The organism is Klebsiella sp. M5al, from assembly GCF_002090195.1.
GTDB classification, from domain to species: domain Bacteria; phylum Pseudomonadota; class Gammaproteobacteria; order Enterobacterales; family Enterobacteriaceae; genus Klebsiella; species Klebsiella grimontii.
The window spans coordinates 4,676,004-4,692,667 of record NZ_CP020657.1 but is presented as its reverse complement, the minus strand read 5'-3'; the positions used below and the strand labels follow the sequence as shown (position 1 = coordinate 4,692,667).

Annotated in this window: 18 protein-coding genes; 6 read left to right on the top strand and 12 right to left on the bottom strand. The window is 56.5% G+C overall.

Annotated elements, in window-relative coordinates:
- Positions 1-8: 8 nt before the first annotated feature.
- The gene (locus BWI76_RS22510; protein WP_004137379.1) at positions 9-260 is read left to right on the top strand and encodes an acyl carrier protein; all 252 of its coding nucleotides are present in this window, start codon (positions 9-11) and stop codon (positions 258-260) included.
- Position 261: 1 nt separating this feature from the next.
- On the top strand, positions 262-993 hold the full coding sequence (locus tag BWI76_RS22505) for an SDR family NAD(P)-dependent oxidoreductase (RefSeq protein ID WP_004137381.1): 732 nt from the start codon (positions 262-264) through the stop codon (positions 991-993).
- Between the two features lie 26 nt (positions 994-1,019).
- Here BWI76_RS22505 and BWI76_RS22500 read toward each other — a convergent pair whose 3' ends face one another.
- From BWI76_RS22500 to BWI76_RS22490, 3 genes are read right to left on the bottom strand one after another with little or no spacing between them, the layout of a single operon-like run.
- On the bottom strand, positions 1,020-2,285 hold the full coding sequence (locus BWI76_RS22500; RefSeq protein ID WP_049088667.1) for an HD domain-containing protein: 1,266 nt from the start codon (positions 2,283-2,285) through the stop codon (positions 1,020-1,022).
- Positions 2,251-2,739: a FidL-like protein gene (locus BWI76_RS22495; protein ID WP_004137386.1), complete on the bottom strand. Its 489-nt coding sequence runs from the start codon at positions 2,737-2,739 to the stop codon at positions 2,251-2,253. Before BWI76_RS22495 ends, BWI76_RS22500 begins: the two co-directional genes overlap by 35 nt.
- The gene (locus tag BWI76_RS22490) at positions 2,732-3,472 is read right to left on the bottom strand and encodes a winged helix-turn-helix domain-containing protein (protein ID WP_004137388.1); all 741 of its coding nucleotides are present in this window, start codon (positions 3,470-3,472) and stop codon (positions 2,732-2,734) included. The genes BWI76_RS22495 and BWI76_RS22490 overlap by 8 nt, the downstream gene beginning before the upstream one ends.
- Positions 3,473-3,643: 171 nt before the next feature.
- On the opposite strand from BWI76_RS22490, the gene BWI76_RS22485 reads away from it, so the two are divergent.
- Positions 3,644-3,964 carry a FaeA/PapI family transcriptional regulator gene (locus tag BWI76_RS22485; RefSeq protein WP_004137390.1) on the top strand — a complete coding sequence of 107 codons (321 nt, stop codon included), beginning with the start codon at positions 3,644-3,646 and terminating at the stop codon, positions 3,962-3,964.
- 760 nt (positions 3,965-4,724) lie between these two features.
- Positions 4,725-5,876 carry a lactaldehyde reductase gene (gene fucO / locus BWI76_RS22480; protein ID WP_004137392.1) on the top strand — a complete coding sequence of 384 codons (1,152 nt, stop codon included), beginning with the start codon at positions 4,725-4,727 and terminating at the stop codon, positions 5,874-5,876.
- Positions 5,877-5,972: 96 nt separating this feature from the next.
- On the opposite strand, the gene BWI76_RS22475 is transcribed toward fucO, so the two are convergent.
- From BWI76_RS22475 to BWI76_RS22455, 5 genes are all read right to left on the bottom strand, one after another.
- Positions 5,973-6,752: a heme ABC transporter ATP-binding protein gene (locus BWI76_RS22475; protein ID WP_004137394.1), complete on the bottom strand. Its 780-nt coding sequence runs from the start codon at positions 6,750-6,752 to the stop codon at positions 5,973-5,975.
- Positions 6,745-7,740, bottom strand: coding sequence for a FecCD family ABC transporter permease (locus BWI76_RS22470; RefSeq protein WP_004137396.1), 996 nt, complete (start codon positions 7,738-7,740; stop codon positions 6,745-6,747). Before BWI76_RS22470 ends, BWI76_RS22475 begins: the two co-directional genes overlap by 8 nt.
- On the bottom strand, positions 7,740-8,558 hold the full coding sequence (locus tag BWI76_RS22465; RefSeq protein ID WP_004137398.1) for a heme/hemin ABC transporter substrate-binding protein: 819 nt from the start codon (positions 8,556-8,558) through the stop codon (positions 7,740-7,742). The genes BWI76_RS22470 and BWI76_RS22465 overlap by 1 nt, the downstream gene beginning before the upstream one ends.
- Positions 8,555-9,595 carry a hemin-degrading factor gene (locus tag BWI76_RS22460; protein ID WP_024358463.1) on the bottom strand — a complete coding sequence of 347 codons (1,041 nt, stop codon included), beginning with the start codon at positions 9,593-9,595 and terminating at the stop codon, positions 8,555-8,557. The genes BWI76_RS22465 and BWI76_RS22460 overlap by 4 nt, the downstream gene beginning before the upstream one ends.
- A 71-nt stretch (positions 9,596-9,666) precedes the next feature.
- Positions 9,667-12,036, bottom strand: coding sequence for a TonB-dependent receptor domain-containing protein (locus BWI76_RS22455; protein ID WP_004137401.1), 2,370 nt, complete (start codon positions 12,034-12,036; stop codon positions 9,667-9,669).
- A gap of 215 nt (positions 12,037-12,251) precedes the next feature.
- Here BWI76_RS22455 and BWI76_RS22450 point away from each other — a divergent pair, with 215 nt between their 5' ends.
- Together BWI76_RS22450 and BWI76_RS22445 are read left to right on the top strand one after the other, a co-directional pair.
- On the top strand, positions 12,252-12,536 hold the full coding sequence (locus BWI76_RS22450) for a SelT/SelW/SelH family protein (protein ID WP_004137407.1): 285 nt from the start codon (positions 12,252-12,254) through the stop codon (positions 12,534-12,536).
- Between the two features lie 75 nt (positions 12,537-12,611).
- Positions 12,612-12,956, top strand: a complete 345-nt coding sequence (locus BWI76_RS22445; RefSeq protein WP_004137409.1) for a nitrous oxide-stimulated promoter family protein — start codon at positions 12,612-12,614, stop codon at positions 12,954-12,956.
- Positions 12,957-13,080: 124 nt separating this feature from the next.
- Here the strand turns inward: BWI76_RS22445 and sitD are convergent, their stop codons facing one another.
- The 4 genes from sitD to BWI76_RS22425 are packed head-to-tail and all read right to left on the bottom strand — an operon-like array spanning position 13,081 to position 16,509.
- The gene (sitD, locus tag BWI76_RS22440; protein ID WP_064371629.1) at positions 13,081-13,935 is read right to left on the bottom strand and encodes an iron/manganese ABC transporter permease subunit SitD; all 855 of its coding nucleotides are present in this window, start codon (positions 13,933-13,935) and stop codon (positions 13,081-13,083) included.
- A complete protein-coding gene (gene sitC / locus BWI76_RS22435) occupies positions 13,929-14,777 on the bottom strand; it encodes an iron/manganese ABC transporter permease subunit SitC (RefSeq protein ID WP_004132182.1) in 849 nt (282 codons plus the stop codon). The genes sitD and sitC overlap by 7 nt, the downstream gene beginning before the upstream one ends.
- Entirely contained in the window at positions 14,774-15,595 is an 822-nt protein-coding gene (locus tag BWI76_RS22430; protein WP_004132184.1) for a manganese/iron ABC transporter ATP-binding protein, read from the bottom strand. The genes sitC and BWI76_RS22430 overlap by 4 nt, the downstream gene beginning before the upstream one ends.
- Complete coding sequence (locus BWI76_RS22425) at positions 15,592-16,509, bottom strand: metal ABC transporter substrate-binding protein (protein WP_004132186.1); 918 nt, start codon at positions 16,507-16,509, stop codon at positions 15,592-15,594. The genes BWI76_RS22430 and BWI76_RS22425 overlap by 4 nt, the downstream gene beginning before the upstream one ends.
- Positions 16,510-16,664: the final 155 nt, after the last annotated feature.

The following is a 16,664-nucleotide window of genomic DNA, read 5'->3' as shown; positions in this document are numbered from 1 at the left end:
GATAATTTATGATTGCCTATGATGATGTTCTGCAAAAAGTATGTGAAATGATTTGCGACGCGAAAGACCTTGAGCCCGATGAGGTGGAGGAGAATACGCCGCTGGTTCGGCTGAAGTTGGATAGCCTCGACTACGTCGAACTGATGGTGCTGGCAAAGCGTGAATTCAACATTACCCTGGAAGCGGACTGGTTTATTCACAATCCAGGGATAACTCTTGGCGAACTCTGCCAGCACATCAGTAAAGAGTCAGGCAGCTAATATGGCACAAAAATGGATACTGATTACCGGAGGCAGCCGCGGCATCGGTCGGGCGCTGGTCACAGGTCTGGCGCAAAGCTGGAACGTGGTATTTACCGGACGCGATGAGGAGGCGATGAACGCCACCCTGGCGGAGTGTGAAAATTCAAGCCACCGGGTGCGGGGATACGCCTGCGACGGCAACGACGAATCGCGGGTGGCGCAGCTTGCGCAGACGCTGCTGGCCGAGCGGGGGGCGCCGGAAGCGATTATCCACAATGCCGGGATCGCTCGCGACGGCCTGCATATTCGCCAGAACGCCGCGCTCTGGCGCGAGGTTTTGGACACCAATGTGATCTCAATGCTTAACTGGAACCGGGTGCTGCTGCCGGCGATGCTGATGCAGCGGCGCGGCTCCATCGTGATGATGTCGTCGGTCAGCGCGGTAAAGGGCAACGTCGGCCAGACGGCGTATGCCGCGAGTAAAGCGGCGATGAGCGGCATAGCGCGCTCGCTGGCGCTGGAGGTTGGACGCTTCGGCATTCGCGTCAACTGCCTGGCGCCGGGCCTGATTCGCACCGAAATGCTCGAAGAGATACCCGCGCAAAAATTAAAAGAGATGCGCCAGGCGATACCGCTGCGCAGGTTGGGCGAAACCCACGATGTGCTGCAGGCGGTGGCGTTTTTAATCGGTGAGGGGAGTCAATATATGACCGGGCAAACCCTGGTTCTGGACGGCGGATTGAGCGCCTGAGTCGTGCGATCAGGCCGGGTTAGCCTTTAAACAGAGTGAGTGAGTTGCGCAATGCGATTCACTAACTTTTTTATTTCGCCCGCGGTAGCACGGTGGATCTGAATAATCTGTGAAGAATATTGCGCAATCAGGGCCAGCATCAACGGGGGAATTTCCTCTCCCGGATTATTTTTAATTAACTGCGCCAGCGATTTCTCTTCCGCTTTTGGCCCATTGAGCGCATGGACCACCCGTCGGCTTACCGCGATAAGCATGGCTTCCGGTTGCAGAGTTTTATTATGCCATTGCGCCGACGCGGGATCATTTTGCATGGCCAGCCACTCAGAAATATCATCAATACCTTCAATGGGATAAAAATAACGCTGGGCTTTATCCGATAAACCCACGCGCTTTGGCGGCGGGCTGTGATCCAGACAGGAAATATTATGCAGTAATCCGCCAATCTCTACTTTTAGCGCTTGCGTGGCGCTCATCTCCATTTTTGTTGCCAGATAACCGGCAATATGGCCGACGGCCGCGGAGTGCCAAGGCGTCTGCTGGCTGAACTGATCGATAATAAAAGAGACCAGCTCGGCAATGTCGCGAAGGTTGTGCAAAGAGAGTGTGTCGTTATGCACGCCGGAGATCGCTTTAATGTAATCGCGATAGTCGGTGGACGCCATGACCGACCAGAAATGGTCATCGGCGGAGAGGATTCGGAAGGCCTGAATATACTCTTGCTTATAGAGAATGGGGGCGCCGGCGGCGGCGATGTCGACCAGCTTTTTGCTTAATAATGGGATATGTTCGGTACGGTGCTGGCAATACAGAACATCCAGTCGGTCCGCAAAGAATAACAAATGGCTCTCTTCGGGCACCCGCTCGCCTTCACTATAATGCCCGAGACCGTTGCGCCAGTGGGTATGGTGATAGCGAACGATTTTGTTGAGCGGACGAAACAGCGGAATGCGGCTAAGTAATTCGCTGCCGATGAGCGCATGATGGTTGTGTTCGTTATCAATATAGTTAAGCGGTTCAAGACGCGATTTTTCATTTAATCCTCCGACATCATGGATGAGCGCCGCCAGAATGGTTTTACGCCGCTGGGCCGCAGAAAAATCGACTAACTTAGCCAGATGCGATGCGATAAACGCCGTTCTGACATGGTGCAGATTGAGCCGGGGGTTAATCATATCAATGATATTCGCGATGCTGCCTAAGGTCGGTAGTAAATGTATCGTCATGATATCAGCATAATTAAAATTAATGAGATGAATCTCAATCAATGATTGTATTCTGACGCTGGCAACCATATTGTGGGAACGTTTGATTACCGAATAAAATAGTATCATCATTAACGTGATTGATATAGATGATTCGATCATTACTTTGGTTGCCAAAGAGATTTTGCCGGGCGATATTTTCAGGCGTATTGTCAGCGTGATGGCGAGTGATTTGCGAATCAATGATATAAAAGAGATGACTGGTCGCAGTGGTTCTTTTTAATGTGATAGCAATGGTGCGGGAGACAATGTATTTATCGCCATTGCTGGTGAGCAGTCCCTCAAGACTGATTAAAAGACGGTTATTAGCAAGCTGAGCGGATAGCAAACCCTGTGAGCGGAGAATATTCTCATTTATATCCTCTGTGAGGTCGTACTGTGATTTACAGGAAAAGGTGTCATGGCTGCGGATATCTATATAGAGGAACGCAGCGACTACCAGCGTCAGGGCAGTGGCGAGGAATATTATAGCGTATTTACGCATTTTTTATTTCCTTATAGTAGTAACTGTGGCACTGCTGGTCCTTCATATCACATTTGAGGATGAATATATCCATATAAATACCTAAGCCTTGTGGCTGATTTAATTGTCGGTTGAAAAGGTAGATTTTCTTAGGCGTCGAACAATCAAGCCCAGAGGGGAACAGCTTTTTATTGCTGAGGATTTCGCGCGCGCGCTGAGCGCCAGAGCCATAAATAGTACATTTATCCTGGGTGAAAACTAACGTAGTAGGCTGTTTTTTATACATAAAAAAAGGTAAAAGCAGCAGAAAACCTATCAACGGCAGGATAAAAAAAATGGCCGCTTTGCGGTGCCGCCATAGTAAACTTCGCTGGGGAAGGTCGGCGGTAAGAACCGGCAGAGTGAAGGAGGATGAATAATCATTATCGCTGGTGATAATGACTTCCTCAGAAATCTTAAAGCCGATTCGCGGTACCGTAATAATCACATTTTTCTCAATGCCGAGATCGGCAAGACTACGCCGCAGCGTTGAGATGTATTGATTAAGATTGCTATTTGAGGGCCTGGCGCCATATTTTTCAAACACCGACTGAAAAATATCAACGCGAGAAATAATATCCCCTCGGTATTGTAACAGATTGGTTAGGAGGCGAGTGGAAGTCGCAGAGAGTTCAATACAATCACCGGTCAACAGATTGACCAGGGATGCTTCCTCAGTATCAAATGTAATAAATCCCTCTATATCGAACCGCATTTTTATCTCCGCACGGAATTAAAAATTCACTCTTTATATCAGGGTTTTTATCATAAAAAAAAGTGAATTTCAGATAAATGTACTGTTTAAGTTGAAATTTAAAGCTAATGTTGCCGTTTTCGTGGGGGCAATCCATACTGCCGGGTACTGAATGACAGAAGGAGCTGACTCATGAAGATTTCATTTTCATCCTGTACCCCACATTCAAATCAAAATTCTGTAACCGCAGTTGAGAGTTTGCGCTCATTGATGAGCTCAATGGGCATCAATAAATTCTCCGGGGTCGTTGTACCAGAGCAGGAGTATATTCTTTATGTTTTAAAAGAACATGGACCTGAGGGGTTGCTTACTCGGGAATTAGCGGACAGGTGCGAAATGTCAATATATAAAGTCAGACATTTGCTACTGCCGTTGGAAAAGTATGGTCAGGTGAACAGAATAAAAGTTAATAAGCATCATAAATGGTATTTTTATAATAAAAATATTGACTAATAGTCATACTAACAAGAGGCTATGATGTTTGCAATAAATATAGATCTCTTAGGCGTTTTTTCTAATTTTTTATGAATTTTGAGAATTAATATCTCGCAAATAACAGAGAATATTCTTAATAATGAAAATTTCCCAGCTCTTAAAAAATCCCTTGCGCTATCCGTAGGGCGATAAGCAATTATCCATAATGACAGATAATTCTTATGCGATGTTTTTAAGCGGTGGCCAGCACCGGGGATAGCCGCTTTTGTTGAGTAAATGACCTTTTTGTTAACTAAGCGTTAAATTTGCGGTATGCAATCTGCGACGGCGTACGTCGGGAGCGTACGGATAAGGCTGAGTGGTAAGCAACAGATGTGCAGAATAATCTCAGAGTGTGGTCATGAAATATTGACTTCGGCCGTACGACGCTATCCTGTTCATTTTTCGTCCCGGCATAAACGGTTTTTTTGCTATACGAACGAATACTGGCGGTAGAAGAAAAATAATGTGATCAACTTCAATAATATTTACCGTGAGTTAATGTTCTTCGCCAGCTTATATTGTGGTGAGGTTTAGCAATCTCATTAAATTTGCGGATGATGATGTCCAGTATGCTGGACAAACTTGATGACAACTGTGCGATGGGTTAATTAACTGCGATTGCGTGCAGGGCAATTAGGGCGTTATTTGATATTAAATAATAAAACGGCTACGTCAGTCACGTTACTGTAGGGCTAAATATTATGGTTATCAAACACTCAGATTGAGGGAAGCACGCATGGCTTACAGAATGATTTTAAACGAAACCTCTTATTTTGGCCCCGGCTCGATTAGCTGTATTGTCGATGAAGTCAAAAAACGCGGCTTCAAAAAAGCGCTGGTGGTCACTGATAAGGATCTGATCCGTTTTAACGTTGCGACAAAAGTCCTGGCTATTCTCGACGGAGCCGGGCTGCCTTACAGCATTTTTGATGACGTTGTTCCGAACCCCACCATTGAGGTTGTGCAGCAGGGCGTAGAGACGTTTAAGCAGTCGGGCGCCGATTACCTGATCGCCATCGGCGGCGGTTCACCGCAGGATACCTGTAAAGCGATAGGCATTATTATTAATAACCCCGAGTTCGCCGACGTTCGCAGTCTCGAAGGCGGGGCCGATACCAAAAACGCCGCCGTACCGATGATCGCGATCCCAACCACCGCCGGTACGGCGGCGGAAGTGACCATCAACTACGTGATTACCGATGTTCAGAACCGCCGCAAATTTGTTTGCTATGACCCGCACGATATCCCGCTGGTGGCGATTATTGACGCCGAAATGATGGCCAGCATGCCAGCCAGCCTGAAAGCGGCGACCGGCGTCGATGCGCTGACCCATGCGATCGAAGGTTACATAACCAAAGGCGCATGGGAACTCACCGACATGCTGCATCTGAAGGCCATTGAGGTGATTGGCCGCTCGCTGCGTGCTTCGGTACAGGGCGACGCGCAGGGTGCGGAAGGCATGGCGCTGGGGCAATATATTGCCGGGATGGGCTTCTCTAACGTTGGTCTGGGGCTGGTCCACGGTATGGCCCACCCGCTGGGCGCATTTTACGGTACGCCGCACGGCGTGGCTAACGCGGTGCTGTTGCCGCATATCATGGCCTATAACGCCGAATATACCGGCGAGAAGTATCGCGACATCGCGGTTGCGCTTGGTAACAAGTCGGCGGCAACGATGCCGATTGCCGAAGCGCGTCAGGCGGCGATAGAGGCGGTGGCGCAGCTGAATCGCGACGTCAATATCCCGGCGCGTCTGCGCGATGTCGGTATGAAAGAAGAGGATATTGACGCGCTTGCGGCGGCGGCGCTGGCGGACGTGTGCACCGGCGGCAACCCGCGTGACACTAATCTGGAGGAGATTAAAACGCTGTATCGGCAGATCTTCTAATTTAGCAATCGCAGCGAAGCCGGTAGCAATATCGGCTTCGCCGTTCAGAAAGTAACGTTTTGGTAGGCCACCGCCCGGCAGAATAATGTCATCGACTCACGGCGCCAGATAGACCTGCGGAACGGACGTATCGGGATGTTCGCCCACGCTGACCTCCGCGCCGTACCAGCGGCTGACGATCGGCTGCTGAATCACCTCCTGCGGCGTGCCCTGCGCCACCAGTTTCCCCTGATGCAGCAGCAGAATCCGGTCTGCCCACAGCGCCGCGAGGTTCAGGTCGTGCAGTACGACGCAGACGTGCAGCCGGCTGCTGCGGGTCAGGCGTTTGAGCAGACGCAGCAGATGTTGCTGATAATAGAGATCCAGCGCCGAGGTAGGCTCATCGAGAAACAGCCAGCCCTTGGGCGCGCCATCGCGCCACAGCTGCGCCAGACAGCGGGCCAGCTGCACCCGCTGCTGTTCGCCGCCGGAGAGGGAGGGGTAGCGTCTCCCGGCCAGATGGTCGCAGCCGGTCTCCTTCATCACCCGGCGGATTATCTCCTCGTTTGGCGCGCCGCCCCACGGCGCGCGGCCCATGGCGATAACCGTTTCGATCGGCCAGTCGGCGTGCAGCTGGGTGCGCTGCAGCATCACCGCCCGGCGGCGGGAAAGCGCTTCTGCTGACCAGCTTTCCAGCGGGCGGCCTTCCACCAGTCGTTCGCCGGCGTCGGGGGTTAAAAAACCGGTCAACAGGCGCAGCAGGGTCGACTTACCGGCGCCGTTGGGGCCAATCAGCGCCGCCATCTCGCCGCCGCGGAGCTGGAGCGAAACATCGTTAACGATCTGCCGGTGACCCAGACGCAGCGTCAGCGAACGCGCGCTATAGCGATTATCCATGCGTCTCTTTCTCCTGACGAAAAATCAGCCACAGAAACCACGGCGCGCCAAGCACGCTGGTCAACAGCCCGACCGGCATCTCCGCGGGAGCGGCAACGGTGCGCGCCAGCGTGTCGGCCAGCAGCAGTAGAATCGCGCCGCACAGCAGCGAACCGGGAACCAGGCCGCGATGGTCCGGCCCCAGCCACATCCGCATCAAATGCGGCACGACCAGGCCGATAAAGCCGATAATGCCGCTGATGGCCACCGCCGACGCTACCAGCAATGCGCTGCACAGCAGCAGTAGACGCTGCAGGGCGCGAACGTTGACGCCGAGATAGTGCGCCTCTTCATCACCCAGTTGCAGCAGGTTAAGCCGCGAAGCCATCGCCCACACCACGAGGGAGGCCGGGATCATCAACGTGGCCGCCACCAGCAGCGTCGACCATTCCGCCTGCCCGAGGCTACCCATACCCCACAGCGAAAGCTGGCGCAGCTGAGTATCGTTGCTGATCCACGCCAGTACCCCGACCAGCGCGCCGCAGAGGGCGTTAATGGCGATGCCGACCAGCAGCAGGCGCGACAGCGAGGCGTCTCCCGCCTGGCTGAGGATAAAAATCACCACCATCACCGCCGTGCTGCCGATAAACGCCGCCAGCATCGGCGCGTACAGCGCCACGAGCGCTGGCAGCGACAGGGGCAGCACCAGCCAGCAGGCCACCGCCAGCGCCGCGCCGCCGCTGATCCCTAACAGTCCCGGATCGGCGAGGGGGTTGCGAAACAGCCCCTGCATCACGCAGCCGGAGAGCGCCAGCGCGGCGCCGACCAGCAGCGCCAGCAGCACTCGCGGCAGGCGAATGGTCAGCCAGATGTTCCTCAGGATCTCATCGCCGGCGGGCAGCAGGCTGGTCAACGGCAGGCGCATCGCGCCCAGGGTCGTGGCGAGCAGCGTCAGGACAATCAGCAGCAGCGTCATTAACCACAGATGACGGGCAGGGTGGGAGCGCATCAGGGCAACTGCTCCGCTTTTTGCCGCAGCGCGAGCACTTCCTGCGGGGTGCGCGGGCCAAAGCCGAGCAGGGCCATATCATCGATCACCAGTACCTGCTTATGGCGTCCCGCAGGCGTCTGCGCCAGCCCCGGCAGCTTCCAGAGCCCGGCTTCGCCGCCCATGCCTTTCAGCCCATCGGCGGAGATCACCACCAGGTCCGGTTTACTGGCGATAACGCCCTCCTGCGACATGCTGCGATAATGGTCGAAGCTCTGCATGGCATTCTGCAGCCCGGCCGCCCTGATTGCGCCATCCGCCGCGGTTTGTTTCCCGGCCACCATGGTATTCATGCCGCCGTGGCTGAGAATAAACAGCACCCGCTTGTTCACCGGCTGCGAAGGAATTTGCGCGATCTGCTGATGAACCTTCTGGCGCAGGGCGTTACCTTCGCTCTGCTTACCAAGGGCGTCGGCAATCACGGCAATTTTTGCCTCGATTGCCGGCAGGTCGTAGCCGCCCGGTACGTTGATCACCTTAACCTTATTCTCTTCAACCTTTTTCAGCACCAGCGAGGGCTGCGCCTGGGCGCTGGCCAGCACCAGCGTCGGGCGCAGGGAGAGGATCCCCTCGGCGTTCAGCTGGCGGATATAGCCCACATCCGGCAGGCTCTGCGCGGCGGCAGGCCAAGTGCTGGTGCTGTCTTTCGCCACCAGCTGCCGCTGGGCGTCGAGGGCGCAAATCACCTCCGTGACGTCGCCGCCGAGCGACACAATCCGCTCGGCGGCGGCGCTGGCCAACAGTGGAAACGCCGCAAGTAATATCAGCCAGCGCTTCATGCCAGTAGCCCTTCGGTGGTCAAACCATCGACCTGCGCACGCCACTGCGCCTGCTCCGGGTGGCCTTCGCTGCGTTGGCCGTACAGCTGCGCGATCTGCGTGCCGTCTTTGGCGAACAGCTCGACGCTGGTGACGTGGCCGTCGGAGGTCGGTTTGCGGGTCACCCAGATCTCATCCACGCTCTCCTCGCGCAGATGCAGGGTAAACGCGGCGTTGAAGATATTCAGCCAGCCGCGCATCGGGGCGACCTTTTCCAGCGCGCCGGTGAAGATCTGTACGCAGCCGCGGTTGCCAACGAAGATCATGATCTCGTTGCCATCCTGGCGGATGGTTTCCAGCAGCCCCGGCAGCGTCTGGGTGTCAATGCGGCAGGCGAGATCGTCGCTGACCAGGCGGAAAGCCTGCTGGCGCGACAGGTTATATTTTCTCAGCAGGCCGAAGAACTGGTGAACGTCGGTCATGGCGCGCCATTCGTTTTCCAGCGCCTCGCCGTCGGCGGCATCGGCATATTTCAGCGGATCGGCCGGGCGAATCGCCAGCGGGGCAGGCGATTGCTGCGTATGCGCGGCAATCAGCGCATCCCAGGCCGCCATGTCGGTATTTCCGGTGGTGTAAACCTTGAGCAGCGCGTCGCCGTGCGGATCGAAGAACTGAATGCTCTGGCGACCGTTGTCGCTCAGGTGAAAAGCGCTGGCCCACTGGCTGAGAAACAGGCGCAGGTCGAGGGCGCGCGGATTGAGCACCAGCCCGGCGTGGCCGCTCAGATGCTGATGGGTAAATTCGCCGACCTGCTCATGCACCGCATATTCGTTGCGGCAGATGCATTTGGTTTCCCCCACGGCTTCCAGCGCCGTCAGAATGGCGCGGGCGTCGTCCTGCAGACGTACGGCATCGTAGCCCTGGCGGGCTTCGGTCAGTTCGGCTTCGCTAATCCCCATTTCGGCGGCGATATCGCGGGCGTATTTCGCGGAAGATTGCGCTTTCGTGGCCAGATAGCGCTGCCACAGCGGGGTATGTTGCGGTTGGGTGTTGTGCATAATTCACATCCTTCTCTACGATGAGTTTCCCCGGCTCGCGGCCGGGGAGCAGGTTTCTTATTATTAGCCGGTCAGAAATCGACGTTAACGCCCAGCTGCCAGGTGCGGCCAGGCATCACCGCCAGCGCCCGGTCGTTGGCGTCCTGATTGGTGGACATTTCGATATTGCGGCTGCTCAGATAATCCCAGTATTTACGATCGGTAATGTTGTATACGCCGCCGTTGACGCGCACGTTCTTCGCGACCTGCCAGTACGCGGTCCAGTCCAGCATGCCGTAGCCCGGAACGCGCATATATTCGCTGGTCGAATCGGTAATCGCGGAGCCGGTGTTGGTATAGCTTTCACGGCTGGTGGCGGTGGCGCGCTTGCCCTTAACAAAGGTGGCGGTCAGCGCGGTGCCGTACACTTTTGCCGGATCGTCCCACGCCACGCCGACGATGGCCTTCATTGGCGCGACGCTATCGAGGTCGACGTACTTATCGCCGCTGTAGCTCGATTTCGATTGCCCTTCGCTATAGCCGTAGGCGAGGGTGGCGCTCAGGCCGTTAACCTCTTCAAACCAGGTGCCAAAGTTGAATTTAGCGCTGATTTCGCCGCCGTAGATGTACGCTTTATCGCGGTTTTCCGCCTGGTAAATGGTGTAGATGTTCGACGGTACGTTAGTGAACTGCACCGGATTATTGGCGCGGGTGTAGCGGGTATAGGCGATAAAGTTTTTATAGGTGTTGTAGAACAGCGCGGTGCGCATAGTGATGCCTTCCGCCACTTCGCCCTTCATCCCCCACTCAACGTTATCGCTGGTTTCGGTTTTCAGATCGGTGTTGCCGATCAGCGCATACTGGGCGCGTCCGGCGTAGCTGGAGCCGAGGTTCCACGAACCGTACAGCTGGCTGGCGTTCGGGAACTGCGCGCCGCGCTGATACTGCAGATAAGTCATCAGGCGCGGGGTGATATCGTACTGCAAGACCAGCGACGGCAGCGCCTGGGTATCAGCGTTCTTACCGTACAGATTTGACACGTCGGAACCGGTCAGCACGCTGCTGTTGTTGGCCAGATCGGAGACGTTCTCCGGCCTGGTCGACTGATGCATCACGCGAATGCCCGGGATAACCGCAAAGTTATGCTCGTCGAGGTCGAAGTTAATTTTGTCCTGCAGGAAGCCGGCGACGATATAGCCGCGGCTGTCGGCGTCCGGCTGCATGATCTGGCTAAAGGCGCTCGGGGTTGGCGACTGGGTTAACGGGCGCTGGGTTTTCGTCGTGCTGGCGTTAAAACCGGCGCTCAAATCGTGGCGGCCTATCGATTTCGCCAGCGCGCTCTGAATGCCCCAGGTGTCGGTATCGTAGTCGGAGCTCACCGTTTGCATCGCGCGGGTGACGCTGTCCGGCATATATGTCCAATCATGGGCCTCGGTATGCTGGTAGTAGACCTTGGTCGATACGCTGTCGATATAGTCGTTCATCGGCGTCCAGTCGTCTTTCAGGCTCAGGCCCCAGCGGCGGGTCTGGCTGGTCTGGTTTGACGTGCCGATAACGCTGTTGCCGCTGGAGTCCCAGGCGTCATAATGCGTGTGGTTCGTTTTATGGTAATAATCGAAGGTGCTGGTGAGCTTATGTTCGTCATTCGGCTGCCAGATCCCCGAGGCCATAAAGGCGTTGGAGTGCCAGTTTGCCGGGTATGAATCAACGGTCCCGCTGTTGTTTTCCGTTTCCTGGCCGTCGCGACGGCTGTAGACGAAGATCCCGCGCAGGGTTTCATCGCCGCCGGCAACGGTGACGCCGTTGTGCCAGCTGCGATCGGATGAGTCGTAGCCGCTGCGGTAGCCGAAGGCGCTGGTTTTGCCCGGATGCAGGTAGTCATCCGCGGACTTCGGACGGAAAGAGACGTTGCCGCCGATGGCGCTGTTGGCGGTATCGGTTGAGGTCGCCCCGGACTGAATATCGATGCTGCCGTACATGTAGGGGTCAATGTAGTCGCGGCCCATACCGAACGTATTGAGGCCCGCGCGGCTGGCGTAGCTGCGCCCGGTGGCATTCGGCTGGGCGATGCCGTCGACGTCGATCCCGACGCGGTTGCTCTCCATGCCGCGTATGTTGTAGCCGGTATAGCCGCCGCGGTCGAAGCCGCTTTTGCCGTTGCCGGAACCGCCGCTGGCGCCGGTGGCGCTAATGAGCGGCTCGTAGCGCATGATGGAGCCAAAGTCGTTGGCCCCTTTATCCTGCAGCTCCTGAGCGCTGATCGAATGTTCGCTGCCCGCTTTCAGCAACGGCGCCGGCGCGGTAACGGTCATCCGTTCCGAGCTGTCATCAGAAGATGCGCTGCTGGTGGTTTTCGCGGTGGTATCAGCCGCCCCGGCGGAAGTTTGATAAATTGCTGTAAGCAAAGAAGTCACCAGCAGGCTTTTCTTGAACCATGCTGTTGATTGAGTGGAGTTATACATAGTAGCCACGCCTTAATCATTATTAGTATTGGCTCACGCGTTACTTCCAGAGTGCAGGTGTGTCCGGTTATTCCGTTACTGGACGTTTTTTCTCCATGCTTATTGATTGCGAATGGTAATGATAGGTATTATCGTTTGCAACAAAATAATCATGTATTCTTCAATTAATCTGCAAGTTGTTTACAATTTGCCCTTTGACCGACAGCGAGACGCCGATGAGCCACAAAGCCGCGATTACCATTACCTACTGTTCGCAGTGCAACTGGATGCTGCGCGCCACGTGGATGGCCCAGGAACTGCTGCACAGCTTTAGCACCGACATCGCCTCGGTCACGCTGATTCCGGGAACCGGCGGGATCTTCGTGGTGGCCGTTGATGATGTGCAAATCTGGGAGCGCAAGCAGGATGGCGGTTTCCCCGACGCGGCGGAACTCAAGCGCCGGGTGCGCGACGTATGCTTCCCGGAAAAACCGCTGGGGCACGTGGATAAACCGGCATAATCCTCAGGGAGTATGGGGCTGCATCGCCCTCTATGAATGTGTATTATGAATGCATCTTTTCGGGGGGGACAGGCGATGGCGGGCAAACGTATTGCGCGGGAAAAAAAGACCATTAGCAGCATGATAACGCTCTACCAGCGCCGCTGCCCGGATGCCCGCGACGACGGCGAACACTATCAGGCGCTTAACGACTATGCCGACAAGCGGCTGGATAAATGCGTCTTTGGCGAAGAGAAGCCCGCCTGCAAGCAGTGCCCGGTGCACTGCTACCAGCCCGCGAAACGCGAAGAGATGAAGCGGATTATGCGCTGGGCGGGGACGCGGATGCTCTGGCGGCACCCGATCCTGACGATTCGCCATCTGATCGATGACAAACGTCCGGTGCCGGAACTGCCGGAAAAGTACCGGCCCAAAAAATAGCGAATTTCCCCCGGAGGCGATGCTGCGCATCTGTCCGGGCTACGTCCTGGGGGAGAGGTAGCCCGGACAGGCGCAACGCGCCGCCTCCGGGAATAATGCCCGTCAAGGTAGCCCGGGTAAGGCGTCAGCCGCGACCCGGGGCCTCGCCGGAATGGGCTGTGGTTTGGCTATCGCGAACCGAGGTCCAGATAAACGCGATAACGAACAGAACGGTAAACAGCACCACGATGGTCGGCGCCGGGGCGCTGTCGAGATAAAACGACAGCCACACGCCGCCCAGCGAACAGCTTAACGCTATCGCCACCGCCAGCAGCAGGGCGCTGACAAAACGCCGCGTCAGCAGCAGCGCAATAGCCCCCGGCGCTATCAGCAGCGAAATCGACAAAATGATCCCCACCGCTTTCAGCGTCGCCACGATGGTCAGCGCAATCATGCACAGCAGCCCATAATGCAGCAGCCCGCAGCGCAATCCGCTGGCCTTCGCCTGCTGCGGATCAAAGGCATGCAGCAGAAAATCGCGCCACTTCAGGCCGATAATCAGCGCAATCGCCAGCGCGATCAGCGACGTTTGTACAATATCGCTGGCGGAAATACCCAGCATATCGCCAAACAGAATATGATCGAGATGCACCTCCGACTGAATCGACACGTACAGCACCAGGCCCGCGCCAAACATCCCGGAAAACACGATGCCCATGATCGTATCGCGCTTAATACGGCTGTTATCGTCGAGATAACCGGTGGCGATGGCGCAGAACAACCCGGCGATAAACGCGCCGATGGCGAAGGGGATACCGAGGATATACGCCACCACCACCCCCGGGAAAACCGCGTGGCTCATGGCGTCGCCCATCAGCGCCCAGCCTTTTAGCACCAAAAACACCGACAGCAGCGCGCAGGGGACGGCAACGATCGCCGCCACCAGCATGGCGTTGACCATAAAAGAGAACTGGAAAGGTTCAAGCAGCGCGCTCAGCATGAGGCCTCCCTGGCGCGACGACGGCTGGCGAGCAGGCCGTGCTTCGGCGCGAAAACGAACGCGGTTAAAAACAGTAGCGTCTGGGCGACGACGATAATTCCGCCGGTCGCCCCGTCCAGATAGTAGCTCAGCCAGGCGCCGAAAAAGCTGGTCAGGCTGCCAATCGCCACGGCGATGGCCAGCAGGCGCGGGAAGCGGTCGGTCAACAGCCAGGCGGTAGCGCCGGGCGTCACCACCAGGCAAATCACCAGAAACGCGCCGACGGTTTGCAGCGCCGCCACGGTACAGGCCGCCAGCAGGGTAAAGAACAGCAGCTTCAGCCCGCTGGTATTGAGGCCAATCGAGCGGGCGTGATTCTCATCGAAAAAGGTCACCATCAGGTCTTTCCACTTCAGCAGCAGAATCGCCATCGAAATAAAGCCAATGGCCGCCAGCTGGATAATATCCTCCGGGGCGATGGCCAGAATATTGCCGAGAATAATGGTCTGGATATTCACCGAGGTCGGGTTCAGCGACACCATAAACAGGCCGATACCGAAAAAAGAGGAGAAGATCAGGCCGATAATCGCGTCTTCCTTCAGCTTCGAACGCTGATTAAGAAACAGCATGCTGCCCGCCGCCAGCCCGCCGGAAAGAAACGCCCCCAGCGCGAAGGGCAGGCCGAGCATATAAGCGCCCGCCACGCCCGGCACGATAGAGTGGGAGAGGGCGTCGCCAATCAGCGACCAGCCCTTGAGCATCAGGTAGCAGGAGAGAAACGCGCACACTCCGCCCACCAGCGCCGACACCCACATCGCGTTCAGCATATATTGATAACCAAACGGCTCCAGCAGCCAGCTCATCTTTCGCCTCCCGCCGCCCGGCGGCTGATAAACGGCCGCTCATCGTCGGTAATAATCCGCTCTTCCGCGCCGCTCAGCACCACGTGGCGCAGCACGCCGCTAAACGCCAGTTCGAGGTTTTCGGCGGTAAAAGTGCTTTCCGTCGGGCCGCTGGCCAGCACGGTGCCTTTGACCATCACCGTGTAGTCGCAGAACTCGCTCACCGAGCCGAGGTTATGGGTGGAAACCAGCATGGTGCAGCCTTCGTCGCGCAGCTCCCGCAGCAGTTCGATGATGCGCGCTTCGGTCTGTACGTCGACGCCGGTGAAGGGCTCATCCAGCAGAATGACTTTCCCCTGCTGAGCGATAGCGCGGGCCAGAAACACGCGCTTTTTCTGCCCGCCGGAGAGCTCGCCGATCTGGCGCTGCCGGTACTCGCTCATGCCGACCCGCGCCAGGGCGGCATCGACAATCTCATGGTCGCGCGCTTTAGCCCGCCGCAGCCAGCCCATATGGCCGTAGCGCCCCATCATCACCACATCTTCCACCAGCACCGGGAAAGACCAGTCCACCTCTTCCGCCTGCGGAACGTAGGCGACAAGGTTCTGGCGCAGGGCGCGGTTAACCGGCTGGCCGAGGATCGCGATATCGCCCTTACCGACGCGCACAAAGCCCATCAGCGCTTTAAACAGCGTTGATTTGCCCGAACCGTTCACCCCAACCAGCGCGGCGATGGAACTGCGCGGCACGCGGAACGAGGCGTCGCGCAGGGCGGTATGACCGTTGCGATAGGTCACGCTGACGTTGTTGACCGCGAGGCCCGGCAGCTCGTTACTCATGCCTGTTTCCTTAGTCCGTCGTTGATGCCCTGGACGATGGTTTGGGTGGTGACGCGCAGCAGGTCGAGGTAGGTCGGCACCGGGCCATCGGCGGCGCTCAGGGAGTCGACGTACAGGACACCGCCGTAGTGGGCGCCTGCTTCTCTTGCCACCTGACGCGCCGGTTTATCGGAAATGGTGCTTTCGCTAAAGATAGTCGGGATATGCGCTTTCTTCATGGTGTCGATGGTTTTCCGCACCTGCTGCGGAGTGCCCTGCTGGTCGGCGTTGATCGGCCACAGATAGAGCTCCTGCAGGCCGTTATCGCGGGCCAGATAGGAGAACGCCCCCTCGCTGGTTACCAGCCAGCGCTTGTCCTGCGGCAGTTTCGCCAGTTCCGCCTTCAGCGGCGTCATGGTCTGGCGAATCTTCTCTTTGTAGGTCTCAGCGTTATGGCGATAGGCGTCGGCATTTTCAGGATCGTACTTCACCAGCGCGTCGCGAATGTTATCGACATAGATCAGCGCGTTGTCCGCCGACATCCACGCGTGCGGGTTGGGCTTACCGTTATACGGCCCCTCGCTGATGCCCATCGGCTGAATGCCGTTGCTGACCACCACTTCCGGCACGCCGTTCAGGTGCTGATAAAAGCGGGCGAACCACAGTTCAAGATTCAGTCCGTTGGCGAGGATCAGCTGCGCGCCCTGCGCGCGTTTGATATCGCCGGGCGTTGGCTGATATTCGTGGATCTCGGCTCCCGGTTTGGTGATGGAGCTGACGTCGGCGGCGTCGCCCGCGACGTTTTGCGCCATGTCGGCGATTACCGTGAAGGTGGTGATCACTTTAAATTTCTCTTTTGCCTGGACGGGGGCGACGGCCAACAGCGCCAGCGTGGCGGCAAACATCAGATGCTTCAGGGGTGGCAGGTGCAGCATAAGGTCCCTCACAACGTTGCGATTAATTAATCATCATTTATAGCCATTGCTATGTTATATAGCACACGCTATTTATAAATGAAAATAATTCTTATTTAGATGTGAGGCGAATGATTAGCGTGGGAACCAGCGGCGCGAGAGGAAAGGCCCGGCCA